Annotated in this window: 11 protein-coding genes and 2 pseudogenes; 2 read left to right on the top strand and 11 right to left on the bottom strand. The window is 66.2% G+C overall.

Features of this window, described 5'->3' with window-relative positions; all coding sequences use genetic code 11:
* Positions 1 to 2 precede the first annotated feature (2 nt).
* The 3 genes and pseudogenes from ACETMP_RS06180 to ACETMP_RS06170 form a co-directional block, all read right to left on the bottom strand.
* The gene (locus ACETMP_RS06180) at positions 3 to 1,523 is read right to left on the bottom strand and encodes an amino acid ABC transporter permease (RefSeq protein WP_375160274.1); all 1,521 of its coding nucleotides are present in this window, start codon (positions 1,521 to 1,523) and stop codon (positions 3 to 5) included.
* Positions 1,520 to 2,724: pseudogene (locus tag ACETMP_RS06175) on the bottom strand (amino acid ABC transporter permease). Before ACETMP_RS06175 ends, ACETMP_RS06180 begins: the two are co-directional and overlap by 4 nt.
* A 19-nt stretch (positions 2,725 to 2,743) precedes the next feature.
* A complete protein-coding gene (locus ACETMP_RS06170) occupies positions 2,744 to 3,760 on the bottom strand; it encodes an amino acid ABC transporter substrate-binding protein (protein WP_375160273.1) in 1,017 nt (338 codons plus the stop codon).
* A gap of 389 nt (positions 3,761 to 4,149) precedes the next feature.
* On the opposite strand from ACETMP_RS06170, the gene metC reads away from it, so the two are divergent.
* Both metC and ACETMP_RS06160 read left to right on the top strand, forming a co-directional pair.
* Positions 4,150 to 5,334: a cystathionine beta-lyase gene (metC, locus tag ACETMP_RS06165; protein WP_375160272.1), complete on the top strand. Its 1,185-nt coding sequence runs from the start codon at positions 4,150 to 4,152 to the stop codon at positions 5,332 to 5,334.
* A 200-nt stretch (positions 5,335 to 5,534) separates the two neighbouring features.
* The gene (locus ACETMP_RS06160) at positions 5,535 to 7,226 is read left to right on the top strand and encodes a Na/Pi cotransporter family protein (RefSeq protein ID WP_375160271.1); all 1,692 of its coding nucleotides are present in this window, start codon (positions 5,535 to 5,537) and stop codon (positions 7,224 to 7,226) included.
* Positions 7,227 to 7,271: 45 nt separating this feature from the next.
* Here ACETMP_RS06160 and ACETMP_RS06155 read toward each other — a convergent pair whose 3' ends face one another.
* The 8 genes and pseudogenes from ACETMP_RS06155 to ACETMP_RS06120 form a co-directional block, all read right to left on the bottom strand.
* Positions 7,272 to 8,132, bottom strand: a complete 861-nt coding sequence (locus tag ACETMP_RS06155) for a DMT family transporter (protein ID WP_375160270.1) — start codon at positions 8,130 to 8,132, stop codon at positions 7,272 to 7,274.
* Between the two features lie 70 nt (positions 8,133 to 8,202).
* Positions 8,203 to 8,817, bottom strand: a complete 615-nt coding sequence (locus ACETMP_RS06150) for a TetR/AcrR family transcriptional regulator (protein ID WP_375160269.1) — start codon at positions 8,815 to 8,817, stop codon at positions 8,203 to 8,205.
* Positions 8,818 to 8,913: 96 nt separating this feature from the next.
* Complete coding sequence (locus ACETMP_RS06145) at positions 8,914 to 9,252, bottom strand: lipid-A-disaccharide synthase N-terminal domain-containing protein (RefSeq protein ID WP_028136539.1); 339 nt, start codon at positions 9,250 to 9,252, stop codon at positions 8,914 to 8,916.
* Positions 9,249 to 10,001 carry a glycosyltransferase family 2 protein gene (locus ACETMP_RS06140; RefSeq protein WP_375160268.1) on the bottom strand — a complete coding sequence of 251 codons (753 nt, stop codon included), beginning with the start codon at positions 9,999 to 10,001 and terminating at the stop codon, positions 9,249 to 9,251. Before ACETMP_RS06140 ends, ACETMP_RS06145 begins: the two co-directional genes overlap by 4 nt.
* 61 nt (positions 10,002 to 10,062) lie before the next feature.
* Positions 10,063 to 10,908, bottom strand: a complete 846-nt coding sequence (locus ACETMP_RS06135; protein WP_375160267.1) for a phosphatase PAP2 family protein — start codon at positions 10,906 to 10,908, stop codon at positions 10,063 to 10,065.
* Between the two features lies 1 nt (position 10,909).
* Positions 10,910 to 12,652 carry an ArnT family glycosyltransferase gene (locus ACETMP_RS06130; protein WP_375160266.1) on the bottom strand — a complete coding sequence of 581 codons (1,743 nt, stop codon included), beginning with the start codon at positions 12,650 to 12,652 and terminating at the stop codon, positions 10,910 to 10,912.
* Positions 12,653 to 12,702: 50 nt separating this feature from the next.
* Positions 12,703 to 14,730 (bottom strand): penicillin-binding protein 1C, encoded by a 2,028-nt coding sequence (pbpC, locus tag ACETMP_RS06125; protein ID WP_375161850.1) that lies wholly within the window; start codon positions 14,728 to 14,730, stop codon positions 12,703 to 12,705.
* Between the two features lie 192 nt (positions 14,731 to 14,922).
* Positions 14,923 to 20,123 (bottom strand): annotated as a pseudogene (locus tag ACETMP_RS06120) (alpha-2-macroglobulin).
* Between the last annotated feature and the right edge of the window lie 87 nt (positions 20,124 to 20,210).

Raw genomic sequence — 20,210 nt, 5'->3', positions numbered from 1 at the left:
GATCAGCTGCGGCGGTGGGCGTTAAGACGATGCTCGACGAACAGCGAGTAGCGCGACATTCCAAAGCAGAAGATGAAATAGATGATCCCGGCAAAGGCGAAGCCCGTGAACGCGGTCGAAGGCGTCGACCATTTCGGATCCGAGAACGAGGCCCTGAGCGAGCCCAACAGATCGAACAGCGCGACGATCGAGACCAGCGAGGTGTCCTTGAACAGCGAGATGAAGCTGTTGACGAGGTTCGGGATGACGTGGCGCAGCGCCTGCGGCAGCACGATCAGCGAGGTCGTCTTCCACCAGGACAGGCCCAGGGCTGCCGCGGCCTCGCCCTGCCCGCGCGGGATCGCGGCGAGCCCGCCGCGGACGTTCTCGGCCTGGTAGGCGCCGGTGAACAGCGCAATGCCAATCAGCGCGCGGACGAGGCCGTCGACGGTGAAATTGCCCGGCAGGAACAGCGGCAGCATGTAGGTGGCGAAGAACAGCACGGTGATCAGGGGCACGCCGCGCCAGAACTCGATGAAGGCGATCGAGAAGATCCGGATCAGCGGAATGGTGGAGCGGCGGCCCAGCGCGAGTGCGATGCCAATCGGCAGCGAGGTGACGATGCCGGTGACGGAGACCACCAGCGTCACCAGAAGGCCGCCCCAAAGATTGGTCGAGACGACCGGCAATCCGCCGTGATCGAGATCCATCAGCCTGATGACGATGGCGATGGCAATGAAGGTGGCGATGCTCGATGCCAGAGCCCGCCCGCCGGTGCGAACGCCGCCGCCGAGAACGAAGGCGACCAGGCACGCGATCGCGGCCGTCGCCGCAAAATCGGCCCAGACCGGCTGGCCTGTCCCCTGGATAAAGTCGCGCAACCAGGTGAGCGGAAAGATCAGCCAATGGACCGCTGTACCGAATAGCACGATGAGGCTTCCGACGCCCCAAAGCAGCGGTCCGATCGCCGAGGTCTTGCTGAGACCGAGCAGCGCCTGTCCGGCGCCAATGATGCTCTCGTCGAACAGCTCCAGGAGACCGGCCGTCCAGCTCAGGCCGAAGCCCTTGATGCCGCCCCCGTGCAGCAGGAAGAATGCGACCACCGGAAACGCGACGAAGAACATGCCGGCGTTCAGGCTCTTCGCCGGCAGCCGCGGTACGAGCAGCGGCACCAACAGGACCACAGCCAGGATGAATGTGAGATCGACCCGCCAGCGTTCGGCCTCGGGATAGAAGCCGTAGATCAGCTGCGGGAGCTTCGCCTGGATGTAGGGCCAGCAGGCGCCGACCGCGAAACCGGCGTTCTCGCCGAGGCAGGCTGTGCGGTCCTTGCCGCTCCAGACCGCATCGACGACCAGGAACTTGACGGAGGGAACGATCGTGTACCAGAGCAGCAAGGCGCCCAGAATCGTGAGCAGGATGTTGGTCGGCGAGTTGAACAAGCGCGTGCGCATCAGGCCGATGAAGCCGGTGGTCTTCACCGGCGCGGGTCGCTCGGCGAGCAGGTCACTCCGGACGAAGCGGGACGAGACGACATCGCTCATGCGCCCAGACTCCGGCTGACCCGCCAACCATAAAGGCTCATGATGGCGCTGGTGACGAGCGAGATCAGGAGGTAAATGCCCATCGTCATGGCGATGATCTCGATCGCCTGCCCGGTCTGGCTCAGCGATGTGCCGGCAAATACCGAGACGAGGTCAGGATAGCCGATCGCGACCGCCAGCGACGAGTTCTTGGTGAGATTGAGATATTGGTTGGTCAATGGCGGCACGATGACACGCATGGCCTGTGGCACGACGATCAGGCGGAGCGTGGCGCCGCGGCTGAGGCCCAGCGAGGACCCCGCCTCCATCTGCCCCTTGTGAACGGACAGGATGCCGGCGCGCACGATCTCGGCGATGAACGCGGCCGTGTAGGTCGACAGCGCCACCACCAGCGCCACGAATTCCGGGATGATGCGCGAGCCGCCTGCGAAATTGATCCCCTCAGCTGCGGCAGCTCGAAGGTGAAGGGCAGACCGAATGCCAGCGTCGTGGCCAGCGGTAGCCCGAACAGCAAGGCCAGCACGTAAGGCCAGATGCGGATCACGTGGCCACGCTGAAACAGCGCTCGCCTTGCGTGGAAGCGCAGGGCCAGCGAGGCGACGATGCCGAGGGCCAGCACCGCCAGGAACGGCTCGAGACCGCTCTGGCCGATCGGACTGGGGATGACGAGGCCGCGATTGCTGATGAAGGCGATGCCGAACAGCGAGATGCTCTGCCGCGGATTGGGCAAGGCCGCCAGCACCGCCAGATACCAGAACAGGATCTGGAACAGGAGCGGCAGGTTGCGGATGACCTCGACATAGATCTCGCCGAGGCGCGACAGCAGCCAGTTCGGCGACAGCCGGCACAGCGCGACGATGAAGCCGAACACGGTGGCGAAGACGATGCCCACCACCGAGACCACGAGGGTGTTCAGGAGACCGACCACGAACACGCGCAGGAACGTATCCGAACCGGTATAGGAAATCAGGGTCTGGTTGACGTCGAAACCGGCGTTGTTGCGCAGGAAGCCGAAGCCGGCGGCAATGTGCTGGTTCTCCAGGTTGGCGCGAGCATTGGAGACGATCTCGTAGCCGATCCAGCCCAGGACCGCCGCGAAGGCAAACTGGACGGCAACGCCGTTCCAGCCTGCCTTGCCGCCCAGAAGGCGCCTGATCTTCAGCGCGATCTGTGGCGGCGGTTTTCGGGCCTCGGTGCTCATGCCGCTGCCAGCGGAGCGGTCAGCGGATCGGCGGCGCGTACTGAAGACCGCCCTTGTTCCAGAGATTGTTGAGGCCGCGGTTGATGCCCAGCGGCGAGCCCGCGCCGACGTTGCGATCGAACACCTCGCCGTAATTGCCGACCGTCTTCACGATCCGCACCACCCAGTCCTTGGTCAGGCCGAGCTGTTCGCCGAAATTGCCGTCGCTGCCGAGAACCCGCTTCATCTCCGGATTTTCCAGCTTCGCCTTCTCGTCGACGTTCTTCGAGGTCACCCCGAGCTCCTCGGCGGTGATCATCGCGAACAGCGTCCACTTCACGATGTCGAACCACTGGTCGTCGCCGTGGCGCACCATCGGCCCGAGCGGCTCCTTCGAGATGATCTCGGGGAGCACCATGTGGTCGTTGGGGCTGGCGAGCTTGAGGCGGTTGGCGTAGAGGCCCGACTGGTCCGTGGTGAAGACGTCGCAGCGCCCGGCTTCATAGGCCTTGACCGTTTCGTCGTTGGTGGCGAACGCGATCACCTCGTACTTCATGTTGTTCGCCTTGAAGTAGTCGGCGAGATTTTGCTCGGTGGTCGTGCCGGTCTGCACGCAGACCGAGGCGCTGTTGAGCTCGAGCGCCGAGTTCACCTTGAGCGACTTCTTCACCATGAAGCCCTGCCCGTCATAATAGGTTACGCCGGTGAAATTGGCGCCGAGCGAGGTGTCGCGCGAGATGGTCCAGGTGGTGTTGCGCGAGAGCACGTCGATCTCGCCCGACTGCAGCGCGGTGAAGCGGTCCTTGGCGGACAGCGGCACGAACTTGACCTTGGTCGGATCGTTGAAGATCGCGCCGGCGATGGCGCGGCAGACGTCGACGTCGATGCCGGTCCAGTTGCCCTTGTCGTCGGGCGAGGAGAAACCGGGCAGGCCCTGGCTGACGCCGCAGGACAGCATGCCCCGGTCCTTGACCGTCTTGAGCGTTTGCGCATCGGCGGCTTGGACGGAGAGACCGGCGGCGAGAGCAAGAGTGAGAGCCAGGGTTACGCGTTTCATGGGCTTTGGGCCTTTCAAAGTCGTCTCAAGGAACGTTGTCTCAGGATCATCCCTGCCGGGCCGGGCATATCAAGACCAGCCTTGCAAGAGTCATGCTGGAAAACCTTGCCGAACACTCGCCGATACCGGGAGGCCATACCTTAATCCCCGCCGCAGGCGCCCGCCGCTATCGGCTGTGCGCAAGGTTCGGTCAGACGATGGATCGAAGGTCGCGGCAGGCCCCTCAACATGCGGCGACTGAATAGCACCTGCGCATCACAGAACGACTGGCGTGCCGGGTCAAGGGGTTGACGGGACTCTTCTGTGTTCTGTTATTAACGACAACGGCCTTGCGGCCGGCCCGTCGGGCGCCAAGCCCCGACCGGAAACGCGGTTTTGAAAGCAGACGCATGGATTCCTCGTACCCCCAAGAGCAGCAGGCCGAGACCCGGCTGGTCACCTCCGGCCGCGACACCAAGGCGCAGAAGGGGTTCGTCAATCCGCCGGTTTTCCACGGCTCGACCGTGCTCTATCCGACCGCCGAGGACCTGCACGCCCATCGCGGCGAGTTCACCTATGGCCGCCACGGTTCCCCCACCACCAAGGCGTTCCAGGAGACGCTGATGGCGCTGGAGGGGCCGCAATGCGCCGGCGTCGGCATCGTGCCGTCGGGACTGTCGGCGATCTCCACTACCCTGCTCGCGCTGCTGAAGGCCGGCGACCATATTCTGGTCGTCGACAACGTCTACCGGCCCTCGCGCAATTTCTGCAACGGCATGCTCGCCCGCTACGGCGTCGAGACCACGTACTTTGACCCGCTGATCGGTGCCGGCATCGACACGCTGTTCAAGCCCAACACCCGCGCGGTGCTGGTCGAGGCGCCGGGCTCGCAATCGTTCGAGATGCCGGACATTCGCGCCATCGCCGAGGTCGCGCATGCGAAGGGCGCGCTCGTCATCGACGACAACACCTGGGCGACGCCGCTCTACCACCGCTCGCTCGAACAGGGCGTCGACGTCAGCATGCAGGCCGCCACCAAATATATCGGCGGCCATTCCGACATCATGTTCGGCACGATCTCGGCCAATGCCAAGGCCTGGCCGATCGTTGCCGAAGGCATCCGCCTGCTCGGCGTCTGCGCCGGTCCCGACGACGTCTTCCTCGCGCTGCGCGGCCTGCGCACGCTGTCGGTCCGGCTGGCGCAGCATCATCGCTCCGGTCTCGACATGGCGCGCTGGCTCGCTGCCAGATCCGAGGTCGCACGCGTGCTGCATCCGGGCTTGGAGACCGATCCCGGTCACGCCATCTGGAAGCGCGACTTCACCGGCGCATCCGGCCTGTTCAGCATCGTGCTGAAGCCGGCGCCGCAGCAGGCCGTCAACACCATGCTCAACACGCTCAAGCTGTTCGGCATGGGTTTTTCATGGGGCGGCTTCGAAAGCCTTGCGATTCCGTTCGATTGCGACGCCTATCGCACCGCGACCAAGTGGGCGCCCGGCGGCCCGACTCTGCGCCTGCACATCGGGCTCGAGAGCACCGACGATCTCAAGGCCGATCTCGATCGCGGCTTTGCTGCCCTCAAAGCGGCAATGTGAGCCTGCTCACAGGGCAGTGCGCCTGCGGACGCGCCAGGCGCGGCGCGGCGGACGCACAAGGTGCGCGGCGGCGGACGCCGAACCTGCGCCGCGGGAACGTGCAACTGTCGTAAACGTTAACGACGACGCGCCAACAAATGATTTGATCCACTGCCGTTTGGCGCTAGCCTCACCGATCGACTCCAATCCGGACACGGAGAATGGGAACGTTGGTTCTGCTCGACCTCATGGGCGGCGTGGCGCTGTTGCTGTGGGGCCTGCACATGGTCCACAGCGGGATTCTGCGCGCCTTTGGTCCTGACCTCAGGCGCCTGCTGGGCAAGGCGCTGGGCAACCGCGTCAATGCGTTTGCCGCCGGCCTCGGGCTCACCGCCCTGCTCCAGAGCAGCACGGCGACCGCGTTGATCACGAGCTCGTTCGCGGCCGAAGGCCTTGTCAGCCTCGCCGCTGCGCTTGCCATCATGTTGGGCGCCAATGTCGGCACGACGCTGATCGTGCAGGTGCTGTCGTTCAACATCGCAGCCGTTGCGCCGGTCCTGTTCGTGCTCGGCCTCGTCGCGTTCCGCTCCGGACCGCGCTCGCGGATCAAGGACATCGGCCGCGTCTGCATCGGCCTCGGCCTGATGCTGCTCTCGCTGCACATCCTGCTCGATACGCTGGCGCCGGCCGAGAACGCGCCCGGCGTCCGCGTCGTGATGTCGGCCATCACCGGCGATCCCATCCTGTGCATCGTCATCGCCGCCCTCGTCACCTGGGCAGTGCATTCGAGCGTCGCCAGCGTGCTCTTGATCATGTCGCTGGCCTATTCGCAGTTCATCACGCCCTACGCGGCGATGGCGTTGGTGCTCGGGGCCAATCTCGGCAGCGCCATCAATCCCGTGTTCGAGGGCGCCAAGCGCGACGATCCCGCGAGCTATCGCCTGCCGGTCGGCAATCTCGTCAACCGCGTGGTCGGGATTGTGCTCGTCCTGCCCTTCCTGGGCACCATCGCCGAGCACATGCACGCCTGGCAGCCCGATCTCGCCAAGATGACGGCGGCCTTCCACATCGCCTTCAATGTCGGCACCGCCGTCGTCTTCATCGGCCTGCTCGACGCCATGTCGCGCCTGCTCACCCGCCTGTTGCCGGATCGCGTGCAGGAGGCCGACCCGGCCCGGCCGCGCTATCTCGACGAGACCGCGCTGGAGACGCCGTCGCTGGCGCTCGCCGACGCCGCCCGCGAGACGCTACGCATGGGCGATCTCGTCGAGGTCATGCTGCGCAAGGTGATGGCCGCGATGATGACGGGCGACCGTGCGCTGGTCGACCAGGTCTCCAAGATGGACAATCTCGTCGATGGTCTCGACGAGGCCATCAAGCTCTACGTGACCAAGCTGATGCGGGGCAGCCTCGACGAGAGCGAAGGACGGCGCGCGATGGAGATCATCTCCTTCGCCATCAACCTCGAGCACATCGGCGACATCATCGACAAGAGCCTGAGCGAGCTCGCCACCAAGAAGATCAAGCGGCGTTTCCAGTTCTCGGCGGAAGGGGCCGACGAGCTCGCCGCCTTCCACAAGCGCACGATGGACTCGCTGCGGATCGCCTTCGGCGTGTTCATGTCGGGCGACGCCAACGAGGCGCGCAAGCTGCTGGTGGAGAAGACGGCGCTGCGCAACACCGAACTCGCCGCGGTGGAGCGGCATCTCGATCGCCTGCGCGAGGGCCGTCCCGAAACCATCGAAACGACGTCACTGCATCTCGACGTGCTGCGCGACCTCAGGCGCATTCATTCGCACATCTGCTCGGTCGCCTACCCCGTGCTGGATGCGGCCGGCGAGCCCTATCGCCGGACCGAGGCGGAGACGGCCGCCCTGCCGGCCTCAGGCGCGGCGTCGGCGCTGCCACGCTAGGCGGCCGGGCACCGACTGAAGTCGGCACGACACGATGCCCGACGATCAGGCTGGTTGGGCGCGTTGGCGCACCTGCGTCATGGCGACGCCTGAGATCGCGAGCAGCCCGCCGGCGATGAGCTTTGGGCTTATGCGTTCGTCGAGGAAGATGACGCTGGAAGTCAATGCGAACACCGGCAGCAGCAGACCGAAGGGCGCGACGCGCGCCATCGAGCATCGAGCGATCAGCCAGAACCAAAGGCCAAACCCGACAATTCCGCCGATGAAGATCGTGTAGGCGAGCGCCAGCCAGCCACGTTCGTCTGCCGTAACGAGGCTCGCCATTTGCCCGGATTCGAGCAGCAACGACATCAGCATGACCTGCGGCACCGTGAACAGCGACGACCAGCCCATCAACATCAGGGGATCGAAGGGGCCATACCGCTTCGTCAAGATGTTGGACACCGCAAATGCGAAAGCTGCCCCGACCACAAGCAGCAGCGGAAGCGCGTTTGCCGACACGCCAGGCCCCGCTGCCAGCACGACCACACCGATGAAGGCAAGCACCACGCCTGCGGACGTCGTTAAAGACGGCCTCTCCGCGAGCAGCGGCCAGGCCAACAAGACGGTGAAAGGTGGGGCGAGTTGATATGCAACGGCTGACATGCTTCCCGAGCCGAGCCCGAGACCAACGTAGAACAGGCCGAAGTTCAATCCACCAAGGAAAAGCGAAATGGCTGCGACAGGTCCGAGCTGCCTGCGCCTCGGCCTTTCGACGAACGGAACGAGCAGCAGCGCGATTGCCAGGAAGCGCAGTGCGAGGAAGAAGAGAGGCGGAAACTCCCTCACGCCCACCTTGATGACCACGAATTGATAACCCCACAGCAAAGGAACGACCACCGCGCAGACAATCTGCACGGCGGACATGGCATCGTTATTTTCAAGACCATTTGGTCCAGATATAGGCCTGCGCACAGGGGAACCGTCCATGGTTTGTCTACCTGACGAAGCGGTCGAGAAGAGCGTCGACGGTGGCCTGCGAAATGATCCGTGTCGGCGCCGTCTTCCCGACCACCCGCATGCCCTCGACGAAACACACGAGAATTCGCGCGGCACTCGAGGGCTCGACACCGTCGGCCAGTTGGCCCGCCGCCTTCGCACGGGAAAATGCACCAGCCACCCGAGCCTCCATGGCCTTGAAAAAGCTCTCGATGCGACGATCAACCTCGACGTCACGGCCCGCCAGTTCCATGGCTGTGGCTACCAGCAGGCATCCGCGCCGGCCACTAGCACCGCTGTTGCGGTCGACGTAGCCGGCAAGGTAGGCCCTTAAGCCCTCGATCGGCTCTCTGCGGTGGTCGAGTTCGGTATCGATCCGCGTCAAGGCAATGGCAATGTAGCGATCGAGCGCACGCAAGAACAGCGAGTGCTTGTCACCAAAAGCGGCGTAAAGGCTGCCACGCGAGAGTTTCGTCGCACGAAGCAGGTCCGGCAGCGCCGTGGCGTGATAGCCGCGCGACCAGAATACATTCATCGCGCGTTCGACGGCGGCTTCCGTGTCGAAACTCCGGGGGCGGCCACGGGGTAGTTGTACTGGGGCGGGGCGACGCATAGCTATATATGAACCAATTGGTCTTGAAATAGCAAGAGTCGATTGGGGCACATATTCCACGGTTTTAGGAGAAGTCCCGGAGGCTGTGGTTTGGGTTCAGCGGTCCAGCGTCTTCGACGCCTTGCCGCGATTCTTGATGATCAGCATGATGTTGCGGATATAGATCACCGTCGCCAGCGACTGTCCGAGGATGATGATCGGCTCGCGCTTCACCACGCCATAGACCAGCGTCATCAGGCCGCCGCCCATCGAGCAGAACCAGAACGCCATCGGCACCACGCTGTTGCCGGCGCGCTCGCTCGCGATCCACTGCACCAGGAAGCGCGCGGTGAAGAACAGCTGCGCGACGAGGCCGAATGCCAGCCAGAAATCGAACTTGGCGACGAAGACGTCGTAGAGATAATTGCTCAGCGCCTGACCGTATTGGATGATCATGCGGTCACCTCAGTCACGTCTGGTGTCGGCTTCTTGCGGCGGATCAGCCACCATACGCCGGCGAGATCCATGATGCCGATCCAGAGCCGGTCGAAGAAACCGTAATTCGACACGCCGGAATGGCGCGGCCGGTCGATCACGTCGACATAGGCGATGTCGTAGCCTTCGCGGCGGACCAGCGCCGGCAGGAAGCGATGCAGCCCGTCGAAATAGGGCATCATCAGGAAGACCTCGCGCCGGAACGCCTTCAATCCGCACCCGGTATCCCGCGTGCCGTCCTTCAGGATGGCGTTGCGGACGCCGTTGGCCACGCGCGACTGGAATTTCTTGAAGCCGGTATCCTTGCGTCCGACGCGCTGCCCCGCAGCGAGGCCGACGCGCCCTGCTCCCTTCTCGACCGCCGCGATCAGGTCGGGCAGGAAGGCCGGGTTGTTCTGGCCGTCGCCGTCGAGCGTCGCCACGATCGTCCCGCGCGCGGCGCGCACCCCGCTGCGTACTGCCGCGGACTGGCCGCCCGATCTGGCATGGCGGAGCTGGCGCAGATTGTCCCGCTGCGCCATCAGCGTCGAGATCCGTTCGCCGGTCGCATCGGTCGAGCCGTCGTTGACGTAGATGATCTCGTAGGCCCAGCGGCCATCGAGCGCCGCGCCGATCTCCGCGATCAGCGGCGCGATGTTGTCGGCTTCGTTGCGCACGGGAACGACGATGGAAACCGAAGGCTGGAAAACCGAAGGCTGGGACGTCGACAAGTGAGGCTCGTGGTTGGAATTAGCCGCCGCGGGAACCGGCGGTCCCGGCAGGCAGCCGCTTTTATGGGGCGGATGCCCCGTGGGCAACCCTTTTGAGGCGGCCCGAGACGGCCCCGGCAAGCGGCACGATGGTGCCGTCGGCGCGGATCGCAAAGCCCAGCCTTCGGGCCGCGAACCAGTAGCGGACTGCCATGGCGCCGACCGTGCCGACCAGGGCGCCGGCCACAACGTCGCTCGGGTGATGCGCGACCAGCACCAGCCGCGTCAGCAGGATCACGATTGCGTAAGTGAACATGAACACGCGCAGGCGCGGCCACAATGCCGATACCGCAAACGCCAGGGCGAACGCGGCCACGGCATGGCCCGACGGCAGACTGGCATAAGCCCCGGTTCCCTCGAACGGTACGAAGTTGAACGGATTGGGCTTGCCACCGACGAACGGACGTCCGCGACCGATGACATATTTCAAGATCTCGGCAACGAAAGCCGATACGGCAATCGACAGAAACACGAACTGCAGCCGTGTGCCGAGCCCGAGCAGCAGCGCGCGGCGCGTTCCGTGCAGCCCTGCCGCGACGAACGCCAACACCACCAGCGCGGCCCCGAGCACCGAGAGCAGATACTCGTCCTTGCCGAAATCGGTCAGGATGCGGATCGGCCACAGGCCGGGCGTGCCGCGCGCCGGCATCAGCTGGATCTCGGTCTGGTCGAACGCGACCATCAGCACGATCGCGAGGGCCGCGCCCGCCGCGCTGAGCCACAGCGAATGCCGCGCCAGTTTTCGCGCGGCCTCGGCGCGGCGTGAATGCGAGGGCGTGCGGACGAGCTGCGCCAGCGCGCGCCTCGACACGGCGAGCAATTGCGCGGGATAGCCCGGGCGCGGCGCGGGGCTGGTCGGGGCCGGCATCCTATTCGGTGCCTTCCGACCGGAAGATCGAAATCGAGATCGCGCGGCCCTGCGAGAAATTGTAGCCGTCGATGCGGGTCCCGACCCTGTAGCGCAGCCCGATCGCCTCGGCGCGCTGCACGAAGCTGCGCTCCGAGCGCTGCTCGATCAGCGCAAAACGGCAGCTGCCTTGCCGCAGGAAATCCGCCGCGCCCGATCCGTCGGTGAGCACGGTCTGGGTGCCCGTCAGGAACACGAGGCTCGGCTCGTGATAGCCGGCTGCAGCCGCCTTCGGCCCGACGCAGGTGACGTTGCGGAGCGCGCGCGCGACCTCGATGCTCGGAAACAGCGGCGTCAGCGACGGCAACACGATGCCATACACGATCACCGCCAGCATCAGCGCCGCGACCAGCGCGTTGAGCAGCGAGCGCTCGGCGCGGTTGTTGTCGTAGAGCCACCAGGCGAACAGGCCGAAGATCAGCGACGCAGCGATGAACGGCCAGGCCACGAAGGCGGGCTGCCGCGTCAGGATTACCGCGCCGACCACCGCGACGATCGAGGCGGCCGCGGGGATCGCGAACCACCAGGCCGAACCGCGCATCAGCCAGGAGCGCGACAGCACGCGCCGCTCCACCGCACCGGCGGTGAGAATGGCGATCGCCGGATAGAGCGGCAGCACGTAATGCGGCAGCTTGGTCAGCACCACCTCGAACACGATCCAGGACGGGATCAGCCAGGCCAGCAGAAACTGCGCGCCGGGCTCACGTCGCGCCCGCCACACCGCGGGCGCCGCCATCGCCGCGAGCGGTGCGCCGGGCCAGAACGTGATCCAGAACAGCGCCAGGTAAAGTCCGGGCGGCGCGCCATGGGATTCCTGGGCGCCCAACTTGCTCAGCATGTCGCCGCCGACGGAGTCCGCAAAGAAGGCCTCGCCCGCGCGCCAGAAGATCGCGACGAACCAGGGCAGCACCAGCACCAGCATCCACATCAGGCCCCAGACCGGGCGCAGCTTCCACAGCCAGGAGGCATCGCGGTCCTGGATCGCCAGCGCAACGATGGTCAGCCCGGCGAACATCAGGATCAGCGGGCCCTTGATCAGGATGCCCACCGCAAGCGCGGTCCAGAAGATCGCGGGCCAGCTCCAGGGCGGATGCGTCTCGTCCTCGGCGCGCTGCCACGACAAATAGGCCCGCGCCATCGCTCCCATCGCAGCGACCACGCAGAGCAGCAGCATCGCATCGGTCTTGGCGAGCCGCGCCTCGACGCCGAGCAGCACCGAGGCGCACATCATCAGCGCCGCCAGCACCGCGGCGCGCCGCGTGACGAAGCCGAGCGCGGCCCAATAGGTCATGAGCACGGCGCCGATCGCCCCGAACAGCGACGGCAGCCGATAGACCCAGATCCGCAACTCGGCCTTCGGCAGCTTGAGCATCGAGGCGGCTTCTACCGTCGCCGATTGCAACCAGTAGATGCCGATCGGCTTCTTGTAGCGGACGTCTTCCTGGAAGCGGATATCGACATAGTCGCCGCTCTCGACCATCTGCTTGGTGGCCTGGGCAAACCGCGCCTCGTCGCGATCGATCGGTGGGATTGTGAAGAAGCCGGGCAGGAACAACAGCAGCGCGCATAGCAGCAGGAAGGCGACGGCGCGGGCATGGCTGGCGGTGACGACATCGAGCATGCGCACGAGTCCGCTGCCCGGATTTGCGGGCGCTTTCGGTTCGCGGGGTGCTCCAAAACGGGGGGCTGGGTAGGTCTCGGCCATCGGTTCCGCTTACGCTGAAACCGCCATCGCCACAACCGGTTAAGGCAGGCTCATTGAATTCGAATGACGACTGTGTCCGCGGCGCCCGTGGCATCGATCACGGTGAGCCGTGCAAAGCCCGGACCGGGCGGATCGATCAGGCGCTGGCGGCGGCCGTCGATCTCGCCAAGCGCCGTGCCGTTAACCATCACGGTCATCGGCAGAACGCCGCCGGCGACCTTGACCGGCATTGCCGCGCTGTCCTGCCCGCCGGAGCGATCGACATCGATCCGCGAGCCGTTCAGCGGAAACTGGATGTGCAGGGCCTGCTCGCGGCCGGTCCGCACCAGCTCCCCGACGGGGCGGAACCGCTTCAACGGCAACGGCAGCTTGGCGTTGCTGGCAACCAGGGTTCCCCTGGGCGGCTTCGGCAGCGGAGCCAGCGTCCTGCCGCTGCGCGCAAACGCGTCGAATAGGATCGGTGCGGCGGCGACGCGCCCGATCAGGCCGGGAACCGGCGCGCCGTCGGGCCGGCCGACCCAGACGCCGATGGTCATCCGGCCGTCGAACCCGACCGACCACGCATCGCGATAGCCGTAGGACGTCCCGGTCTTGAAGGCGATGCGATTGTGAGCGGCATTCTCCGGCGGCGGCGTTCCCAGAAGCACGTTGCCGACCTGCCAGGCCGCGACCTGATCCAGCAGCCGGAGCGGCTCGCGGTCGTCCTTGTCCGCCACAACCTCGCGCAGCGGCTTGGTGGTGCCGAGACGGGCGAAGCCCGCATAGAGCTGAGCCAGATCCTGCAGCGTCACGCCGACGCCGCCGAGACCCATGGCGAGCCCCGGCGCTTCGTCCTTGGGCAGAACCAGATTGCCGCCGGCCTGCCGCAGCCGCGAGGCGAGCCGGCTGGAGCCGACCCGGTCGAGCAGCACGATCGCAGGCACGTTCAAGGACAATTGCAGCGCCTTCCGCACCGGCACCGTGCCCTGGAAGGTCATGTCGAAATTTTCCGGCGCATAGGAGCCGAAGCGAACCGGACGATCGTCGATCAGGCTGTCCGGATGAATGAAGCCGTCCTCGAAGGCGAGCCCGTAGATGAATGGTTTCAGCGTCGAACCCGGCGAGCGGATCGCACGGGTCATGTCGACCTGCCCTGCCCGGCTCTCGTCGAAATAATCGGCCGAACCGACGCGGGCGAGCACGTCCCCGCTCTCGTTGTCGACCACGATGATGCCGACCGAGATGTTCGGTCCCAGCGCAATGGCGCGGTCGCGCGCCAGCGGCTCCAGCACCTTCTGCAGATTCGCATCGAGCGTGAGCTTGACGACCGGCGTGTCCTTGACTGTCGACAGCGCGGTGTCGGAGGCATGCGGCGCCAGGATCGGCATCGGCTTGCGCAGTCTTGGCACGGGCACGGCCTTGGCCTGCCGCGCGTCCTCTGCGCTGACCACGTGCTCCTCGACCATGCGGTCGAGCACGCGGTCGCGCGCCTTGCGCGCGGCCTCGGGATGGCGATCGAGCCGGCGCGTCTCCGGCGATTGCGGCAGCGCCACCAGCAGCGCGGCTTCCGCCAGCGACAGGCGCTTCGGCTCCTTGCCGAGATAGCCGATCGAGGCGGCGCGAATGCCCTCGAGATTGCCGCCATACGGCGCCAGCGCCAGATAGAGGTCGAGGATCTGCTCCTTGCTCAGGGTTCGCTCGATCTCGATCGCGCGCACCATCTGCCGCAGCTTGGCATAGAGCGAGCGCTGCCGCCGCGGCTCCATCAGCCGGGCCAGCTGCATGCTGATCGTCGAGCCGCCCGAGACGATGTGGCCGCGCGTTGCGAGCTGTAGAGCCGCGCGCCCCAGCGCCAACGGATCGACGCCGTCATGGGCGTAGAAGCGCTGGTCTTCGTAGGCGAGCAGCAGCTTGAGATAGGTCGGATCGACGTTGGATCTGGCATCGACCGGCAGCCTCCAGCGGCCATCCGCCATCGCATAGGCACGCAGCAGCCTGCCGTTGCGGTCGACGATGGTGGTGGAGACCTGCCGGGCCTCGTCGAGCGGGAGCGGACCGAGGGAGTAAACCCAGCCGACGAAGCCGATGATGGCGAGGATGAGGGTGAACGCGAGGGCGGAGAGGACGCGATGGCCCCAGCCCGTTCCTTCGCTGCCGTCGTTGCGGGATGGTCCGAAGGACCAGGCCCGGAACCTCGAGATCTCCAGGCGCGCAATTGCGCGCCGGAGTTCGGCGCTTCGATCCGCCCCGGAATGACGAGAGCTGTTGCCACCGTGGCTCACCTCACCACCTCACTTCGCCGCCCGCACCTCGACGGTCCCGGTGCCCGTCCGACCATAGCGCGATGGATTGTACATGTCCTCGACATTGGCCTGCGGCAGCACGTATTTCCCCGGCGAGACCGCGCGCACGACATAGGCGACGGTGAAGACCGATTTGGAGTCCGAGGCCCGGTCGACGGCCGCGGTAAAGCGGTCATCGCGGAACTCGGTGTTTTCGGGCTCCTCGCCGTCCTCGATCCAGTCCAGCGTGCCGCTGTCGCCGGACGAGACCAGCTTCGGGTTGTCGATCTCCAGGCCAGCCGGCAGATAATCCGACACCATGATGTGGCCGTACTCCGGCTTGGCCTCGGTGATCTTCAGCACCACCGCAAAGCGCTGGTTCTGCTTGACCTTGCTGATGTCGGCCGGCTTGCCGTCGAGCGTGAAGTAATTGCGCTCGATCTTGAAGCCGTTCGACGCCGCCGGCTCCGGCGTGACCGGCGAGCCCGACACCGAGACCACGGCCTGCACCGGCGCATCGCCGGTGTTGGTGATCTTCAGCGGCTTGCCGCTCAAGGCATCCGCCTTGTAGCTGCGATAGAGCGCGGTCTTGACCGGTTGGCCGTCCACTTCCATGGACAGGTTCTCCTTGGCCAGCGCGCGCGCCGCCAGCACCAGCCACGCATTCTCCTGCGTGGAGGTGTAGGGCGTCAGCCCGCGCGCGGTCTCGACCCGCGACACCGCCTGCGTCAGCGTCGCCTTCGGCGCGTTGCCTTCGCTGGCAAGCGACACCAAGGCCGCGGCATCGCGAAGCTGCGAGCCGTAATCGGTGCGTCCGAACTCCAGGACGGGCTTCGGCGCGAGGCTGTCGAGCGCGGCGCCATAGACCCGCTCCGCGCGGTTGCGGTCGCCGACCAGGGCGAGCGCCGCCGCGAGCTGCGACTTCGCGATCGGCGTGGCGAGATTGGTCAGCTTGGTGTCGGCGAGATAGCGGAGATCGCCGATCGGCGCGGCCCCGTTGCGCGCCAGCACGTAGAGGCCGTAGGCGAGCTCGCGCCCACCGTCCTTCTCCGGCTCGTTCGCATTGACGACGGAGTTGCGGATGCGGTCGAGCGCGTTCTTGAACGGCACGTCGGGCACCGCAAAACCCTTCTCGCGGGCACGGGTCAGGAAGTCCGTGACATAAGCGTCGAGCCAGGCGTCGTCGCCGCCGGCGAACCAGAGGCCGAACGAGCCGTTCGAGCCCTGACGCGCCAGCAGCCGCTCGATCGCGTCGCGGATGCGCTGGTCGACCTCGGTGTCCATGGCCAGATGCGCGCCGGCCGCAAGGTCATTGACATAGAGCAGCGGCATGGCGCGGCTCGTGATCTGCTCCGAGCAGCCGTGGGGGTAGCGGTCGAGCGCCTTGAGGATCGTCGCGGCGTCAAGCGCGGTCGACAGGCTCGCCGAGACCGAGACGCTGCCGGTGCCCGGCACGAGGTCAGAGAACATGTCCGAGGTCAACGTCAGGCTCTCGCCCTTCGCAAGCGTCCGGATCGAGCGCCGCGCCAGCACCTGCGTCGCCGCCTTGACGTCGAACGCGTAGTGGCGCGCCAGCGTCAGGCCGTTCGGGCCCTTGATGTCGACGTCGAGCGTCGCCTGCCCGGCCGCGGTGGCGTCGAGCGCGAGCGAGAACGCATTACGCTGCTTGGCGGCGAGCTTGACCGTGGTCGCTGGATTGCCCGTCATCTTCACCGGACCACCGGTCTTGACGTTGATGACGTAGTCGCCGGCCTGGCCCTCGACATTGTCGATCTCCAGGTTGACCGTGCCGTGGTCGCCGCTGAGCAGGAAGCGCGGCAGGGTCGTGGTCAGCACGACAGGGTCGCGGATCACGACGTCGGTGTTGGCGCGGCCGAGCTTGGTGGCAGTCCATGCCACCGCCATCACGCGGGCGGTGCCGGCGAACTCCGGAATGTCGAAGCTGACTTCCGCGGTGCCGTCAGCGGCGATTGTCACGATGCCGGAATAGAGCGCGAGCGGCTTTTGCGTGGGCGGCGAGCCCTGCAATTCGCCGGCACCGGCATCACCGCCGGACTTGATCTGGCCGCGCGTGCCGGACATGCCGTCGATCAGCTGCCCGTAGAGATCGCGGATCTCGGCGCTCAGGCGGCGCTGGCCGAGATAGTAATCGTCCGGAGCCGGCGGCTTGTAATTGGTGAGGTTGAGGATGCCGACGTCGACCGCGGCGATCACGATCTTGGCGTCTTCGCCAGGATTGAGGCCGTCGAGCTTGACCGGAATCTTCAACGCCGAATTCGGCCGGATCAGCGCTGGCGGCGACAGCTTCACCTGCAAGGTGCGGGCCTGCTTGTCGATGCCGAACCATTTCAGCCCGATCGCACGGCCCGGCATGCGCTGAGCCGCGACATCAAGCGGACGGCGCAGCGTCGCCACCACATAGGCGCCGGTGCCCCAGTCCTTGCCGACCGGGAGCTTTACCTGGGCGGTGCCTTCCTTGACGTCGATGGTCTGCGTCGTCAGCAGGCGATCGCCGACCACGTTGACGGTCAGCTTGCCGGCGCTGCGGACATTGACCGACACCGTCATGGTGTCGCCGGAGGAATATTGCGGCTTGTCGATCGAGGTCTCCAGCAGGTCCGGCGTGTCGGCGCTGCCGTCGGAGTACCAGCCGACGTCGAACTGCACCGAGGTCACCGGGCCGTCGGCGTCGCTCGACTTCACGTCGAGCCGGTAGCGGCCGGGCTGGGGCGCAAGGGAAATCCGTGCGGGCTTGTCCGCCGCAATGGTCACGTCACCGTCGGCAACCCGCGAGGTCGACTTGACCGGCTCGTACTCCCAGTAATTGTTCTGGCGATACCATTGGTAGCGCGACTCGATCTTCAGGAGCTCGTAGCGCAGGCCGTCGCGGCGCAGCCTCTCACCCTCGGGCGAGACGAACACCACGTCGAACTCGGCCTTGTCGCCCTCGGTGACGTTCTTGTCGCCGAATAGCGGCTTGACGCCGATCTGCGCCGCGCCGGGCGCGACCGGCAGCACGATCTTGCGCTCGACGGCGCGGCCGCCGGTCTCGACCATGCGGACGAAGATCTGCGCCTCCTGCGGCCGGGTCGAGGCCGGCTGCTTGTCCAGCGTCACCGGGAAGGTCGCAACGCCATTGGCGTCGGCCTCGGGCAGGTTCTCGAGCGGCGTGCGCTCGTTCGAATTGGTCTCCTCGTCGGCGACCCCGAACTGGTAGCCGGCAAAGCCCGGCGCTCGGCCGCGGGCGCGATCAGCATGTCGCCTTCGAGCGCAAGCCCCGAGGCCGGCGCGCCATAGAGGAAATGGCCGTCCGCCTTAAGCTCCACTGGAGTGTTAGCCTTGATCAGCTTGTCCTTGGCGGACAAGTCGAATTCGATCCTGTCGGGGACGTAATCCTCGACCATGAAGGTGGTCTCGCCGACCGCGGAGCCCTTCGGGTCGGTGAAGGCGCGCACCCGCCAGGTCCCGGTCGGCACGGCCGAGTTGAGCGGCACGGCCAGCGTCCGGCCGCCGGCGCCCTGGTCGGGCAACGCGGCCCGGCGGTATTCGACACCGTCGGGGCGTTCGATCACCAGCGTCATCGGCCCGCCGGTGACGGCATTGCCCTGCCCGTCGCGCAACAGCGCGGTGAGATAGACGGTCTCGCTGGAGCGGTAGACACCGCGCTCGGCATAGACGAAGGCATCGGCGCCAGCGGGCGCCGCGCGGCCCGAGACGCCGCGGTCGGACAGGTCGAAGGCGGAGGACTTCAGGCTGAGGAAGGCATAATCGGCCTTCTCACCGGTGACCGTCAGCATCGCCGGCGACAGGCCGCCCTCGCCGCGCGCAAGGCCGGCCTCGAACAACACATGGCCACTGTCGTCGGTCTTGCGGGTCGCCAGGATCTCGTTGTTGCGGGCGACCAGCCGCACCTCCGCCTTGCCGATCGGATCGGTCGAGGCCAGCGAGTTGACGAAGACGTGGATGCCGTCATTGCCGGAATAGGCCGACACGCCGAGGTCGGAGACGATGAACCATTGCGTGGCGAGCTGATAATCCTCCGAGCCCGGCCCCTTGGTCGCGGCCGTCATCACGTAGACGCCCGGCTGAAGCTCGCCGAGCGCCTGATCGACCGGGAATGCCGTGGTGACGTCCTGGTTCAGCGTCATCGCGGTCGCGAGCTCGCCGGACCAGACCTTGACGCCGCGCTCGTCGCCGAGACCTGTGAGCTCATACTTGGACAGCATCCTCTGAAAGTCGCTGTCGATCACCGTGTTGATCAGGTTGCGGTCACCGATCCGGAATACGTTGATGTTGACCGCGGTCGTGTTGACGCTGACCACGGGAATGCCGCGCTGGCCGGTTCGCGGCAGCACATAGGCCCGGCTAGTGAAGCGCACGAACGGCTTGCGGTCGCGCACATAGATGTTGAACTCGGCCGACTTCGGCAGGCCTTCCTTCACCGTGGACGGCAGGCCGGCGCGCAAATTGATGTTGTAGCGCTCGCCGTGCTTCAGCCCGTCGACGCAGAGCTGCTTGCCCTCGGCCGACAGCGCCGGCTTGTCCTGCCCCGCCAGCGCCAGGAACGGTGCGAAATCGGTGCGCTTGGCCAGCTCCTCGGAGAACTGGAAGCAGGCGCGCGGGCTCGCCGAATCCGAGTCCACGCTATAGTCGAGCAGCCGGAAGCCGTGCTCGTCGCGCATCTTCTCATATTGGCCGCGGACGTCGGCGACCTCGCGCAGGTCGAGCGACAGCCGCAGCGCATCCAGCGCCGGCCGCCACAGCTTGCGTTCGGCCAGCGACTTGCCGAGCACGGCGAGCGCGTCGGCCTCCTCGCCGGGATTGCCGGCGCGCATGTAGGCGATGTAGGCCGCGGTCGAGGCCCGCTCCAGCAGGAAGGTCTGCTCGCTCGAGCTCTTCGGCGAGATCTGGAAGATGACCTTGGCGAGCCGCAGCCAGTTGCCGGTGTCCTCCGGCGTCGTGGCCGCGATCTGGCCGAGCACCGACAGCCCGCTGCGATAATCGTTGCGCCGGAAAGCGGCTTCGGCGTCCGTCTTCAGCGTCGCGCTGGTCTTGGCGGCCGGCCCCGCCTCGCTCTTGATCTGGGCCTCCAGCTTGATCGCGGAATCGGCGAGGTCATCGCGCTTGAACGCCTTGTCCGCGGCTTGCGCCGCGCAAAGGCCGAGCGCCAGCGTGGCGCAGAGTGTGACGGCGCGAACAAGACCGATCATGATGGACTCCCGGAAATCGCGGACAGCCGCCCGCAGGCAGCATGAGATGCGCGGAAAGGTGACGGACTCAAGGCGATGGAACCAAAG

Origin of the sequence: Bradyrhizobium dasycarpum, from assembly GCF_042019905.1 — a bacterium.
Lineage (GTDB): Bacteria > Pseudomonadota > Alphaproteobacteria > Rhizobiales > Xanthobacteraceae > Bradyrhizobium > Bradyrhizobium japonicum_B.
Note: the sequence above shows the minus strand (reverse complement) of the source record. Positions and strands in the feature narration are given on the sequence as shown.

What these genes read in the sequence shown, in the direction of transcription:
- ACETMP_RS06180 (WP_375160274.1), bottom strand. Translation starts at nt 1,523, where the DNA reads ATGAGCGATGTCGTCTCGTCCCGCTTCGTCCGGAGTGACCTGCTCGCC.
- ACETMP_RS06130 (WP_375160266.1), bottom strand. Translation starts at nt 12,652, where the DNA reads ATGGCCGAGACCTACCCAGCCCCCCGTTTTGGAGCACCCCGCGAACCG.
- metC (WP_375160272.1), top strand. Translation starts at nt 4,150, where the DNA reads ATGGATTCCTCGTACCCCCAAGAGCAGCAGGCCGAGACCCGGCTGGTC.
- ACETMP_RS06155 (WP_375160270.1), bottom strand. Translation starts at nt 8,132, where the DNA reads ATGTCCGCCGTGCAGATTGTCTGCGCGGTGGTCGTTCCTTTGCTGTGG.
- ACETMP_RS06160 (WP_375160271.1), top strand. Translation starts at nt 5,535, where the DNA reads ATGGGAACGTTGGTTCTGCTCGACCTCATGGGCGGCGTGGCGCTGTTG.
- ACETMP_RS06135 (WP_375160267.1), bottom strand. Translation starts at nt 10,908, where the DNA reads ATGCCGGCCCCGACCAGCCCCGCGCCGCGCCCGGGCTATCCCGCGCAA.
- ACETMP_RS06170 (WP_375160273.1), bottom strand. Translation starts at nt 3,760, where the DNA reads ATGAAACGCGTAACCCTGGCTCTCACTCTTGCTCTCGCCGCCGGTCTC.
- ACETMP_RS06150 (WP_375160269.1), bottom strand. Translation starts at nt 8,817, where the DNA reads ATGCGTCGCCCCGCCCCAGTACAACTACCCCGTGGCCGCCCCCGGAGT.
- ACETMP_RS06145 (WP_028136539.1), bottom strand. Translation starts at nt 9,252, where the DNA reads ATGATCATCCAATACGGTCAGGCGCTGAGCAATTATCTCTACGACGTC.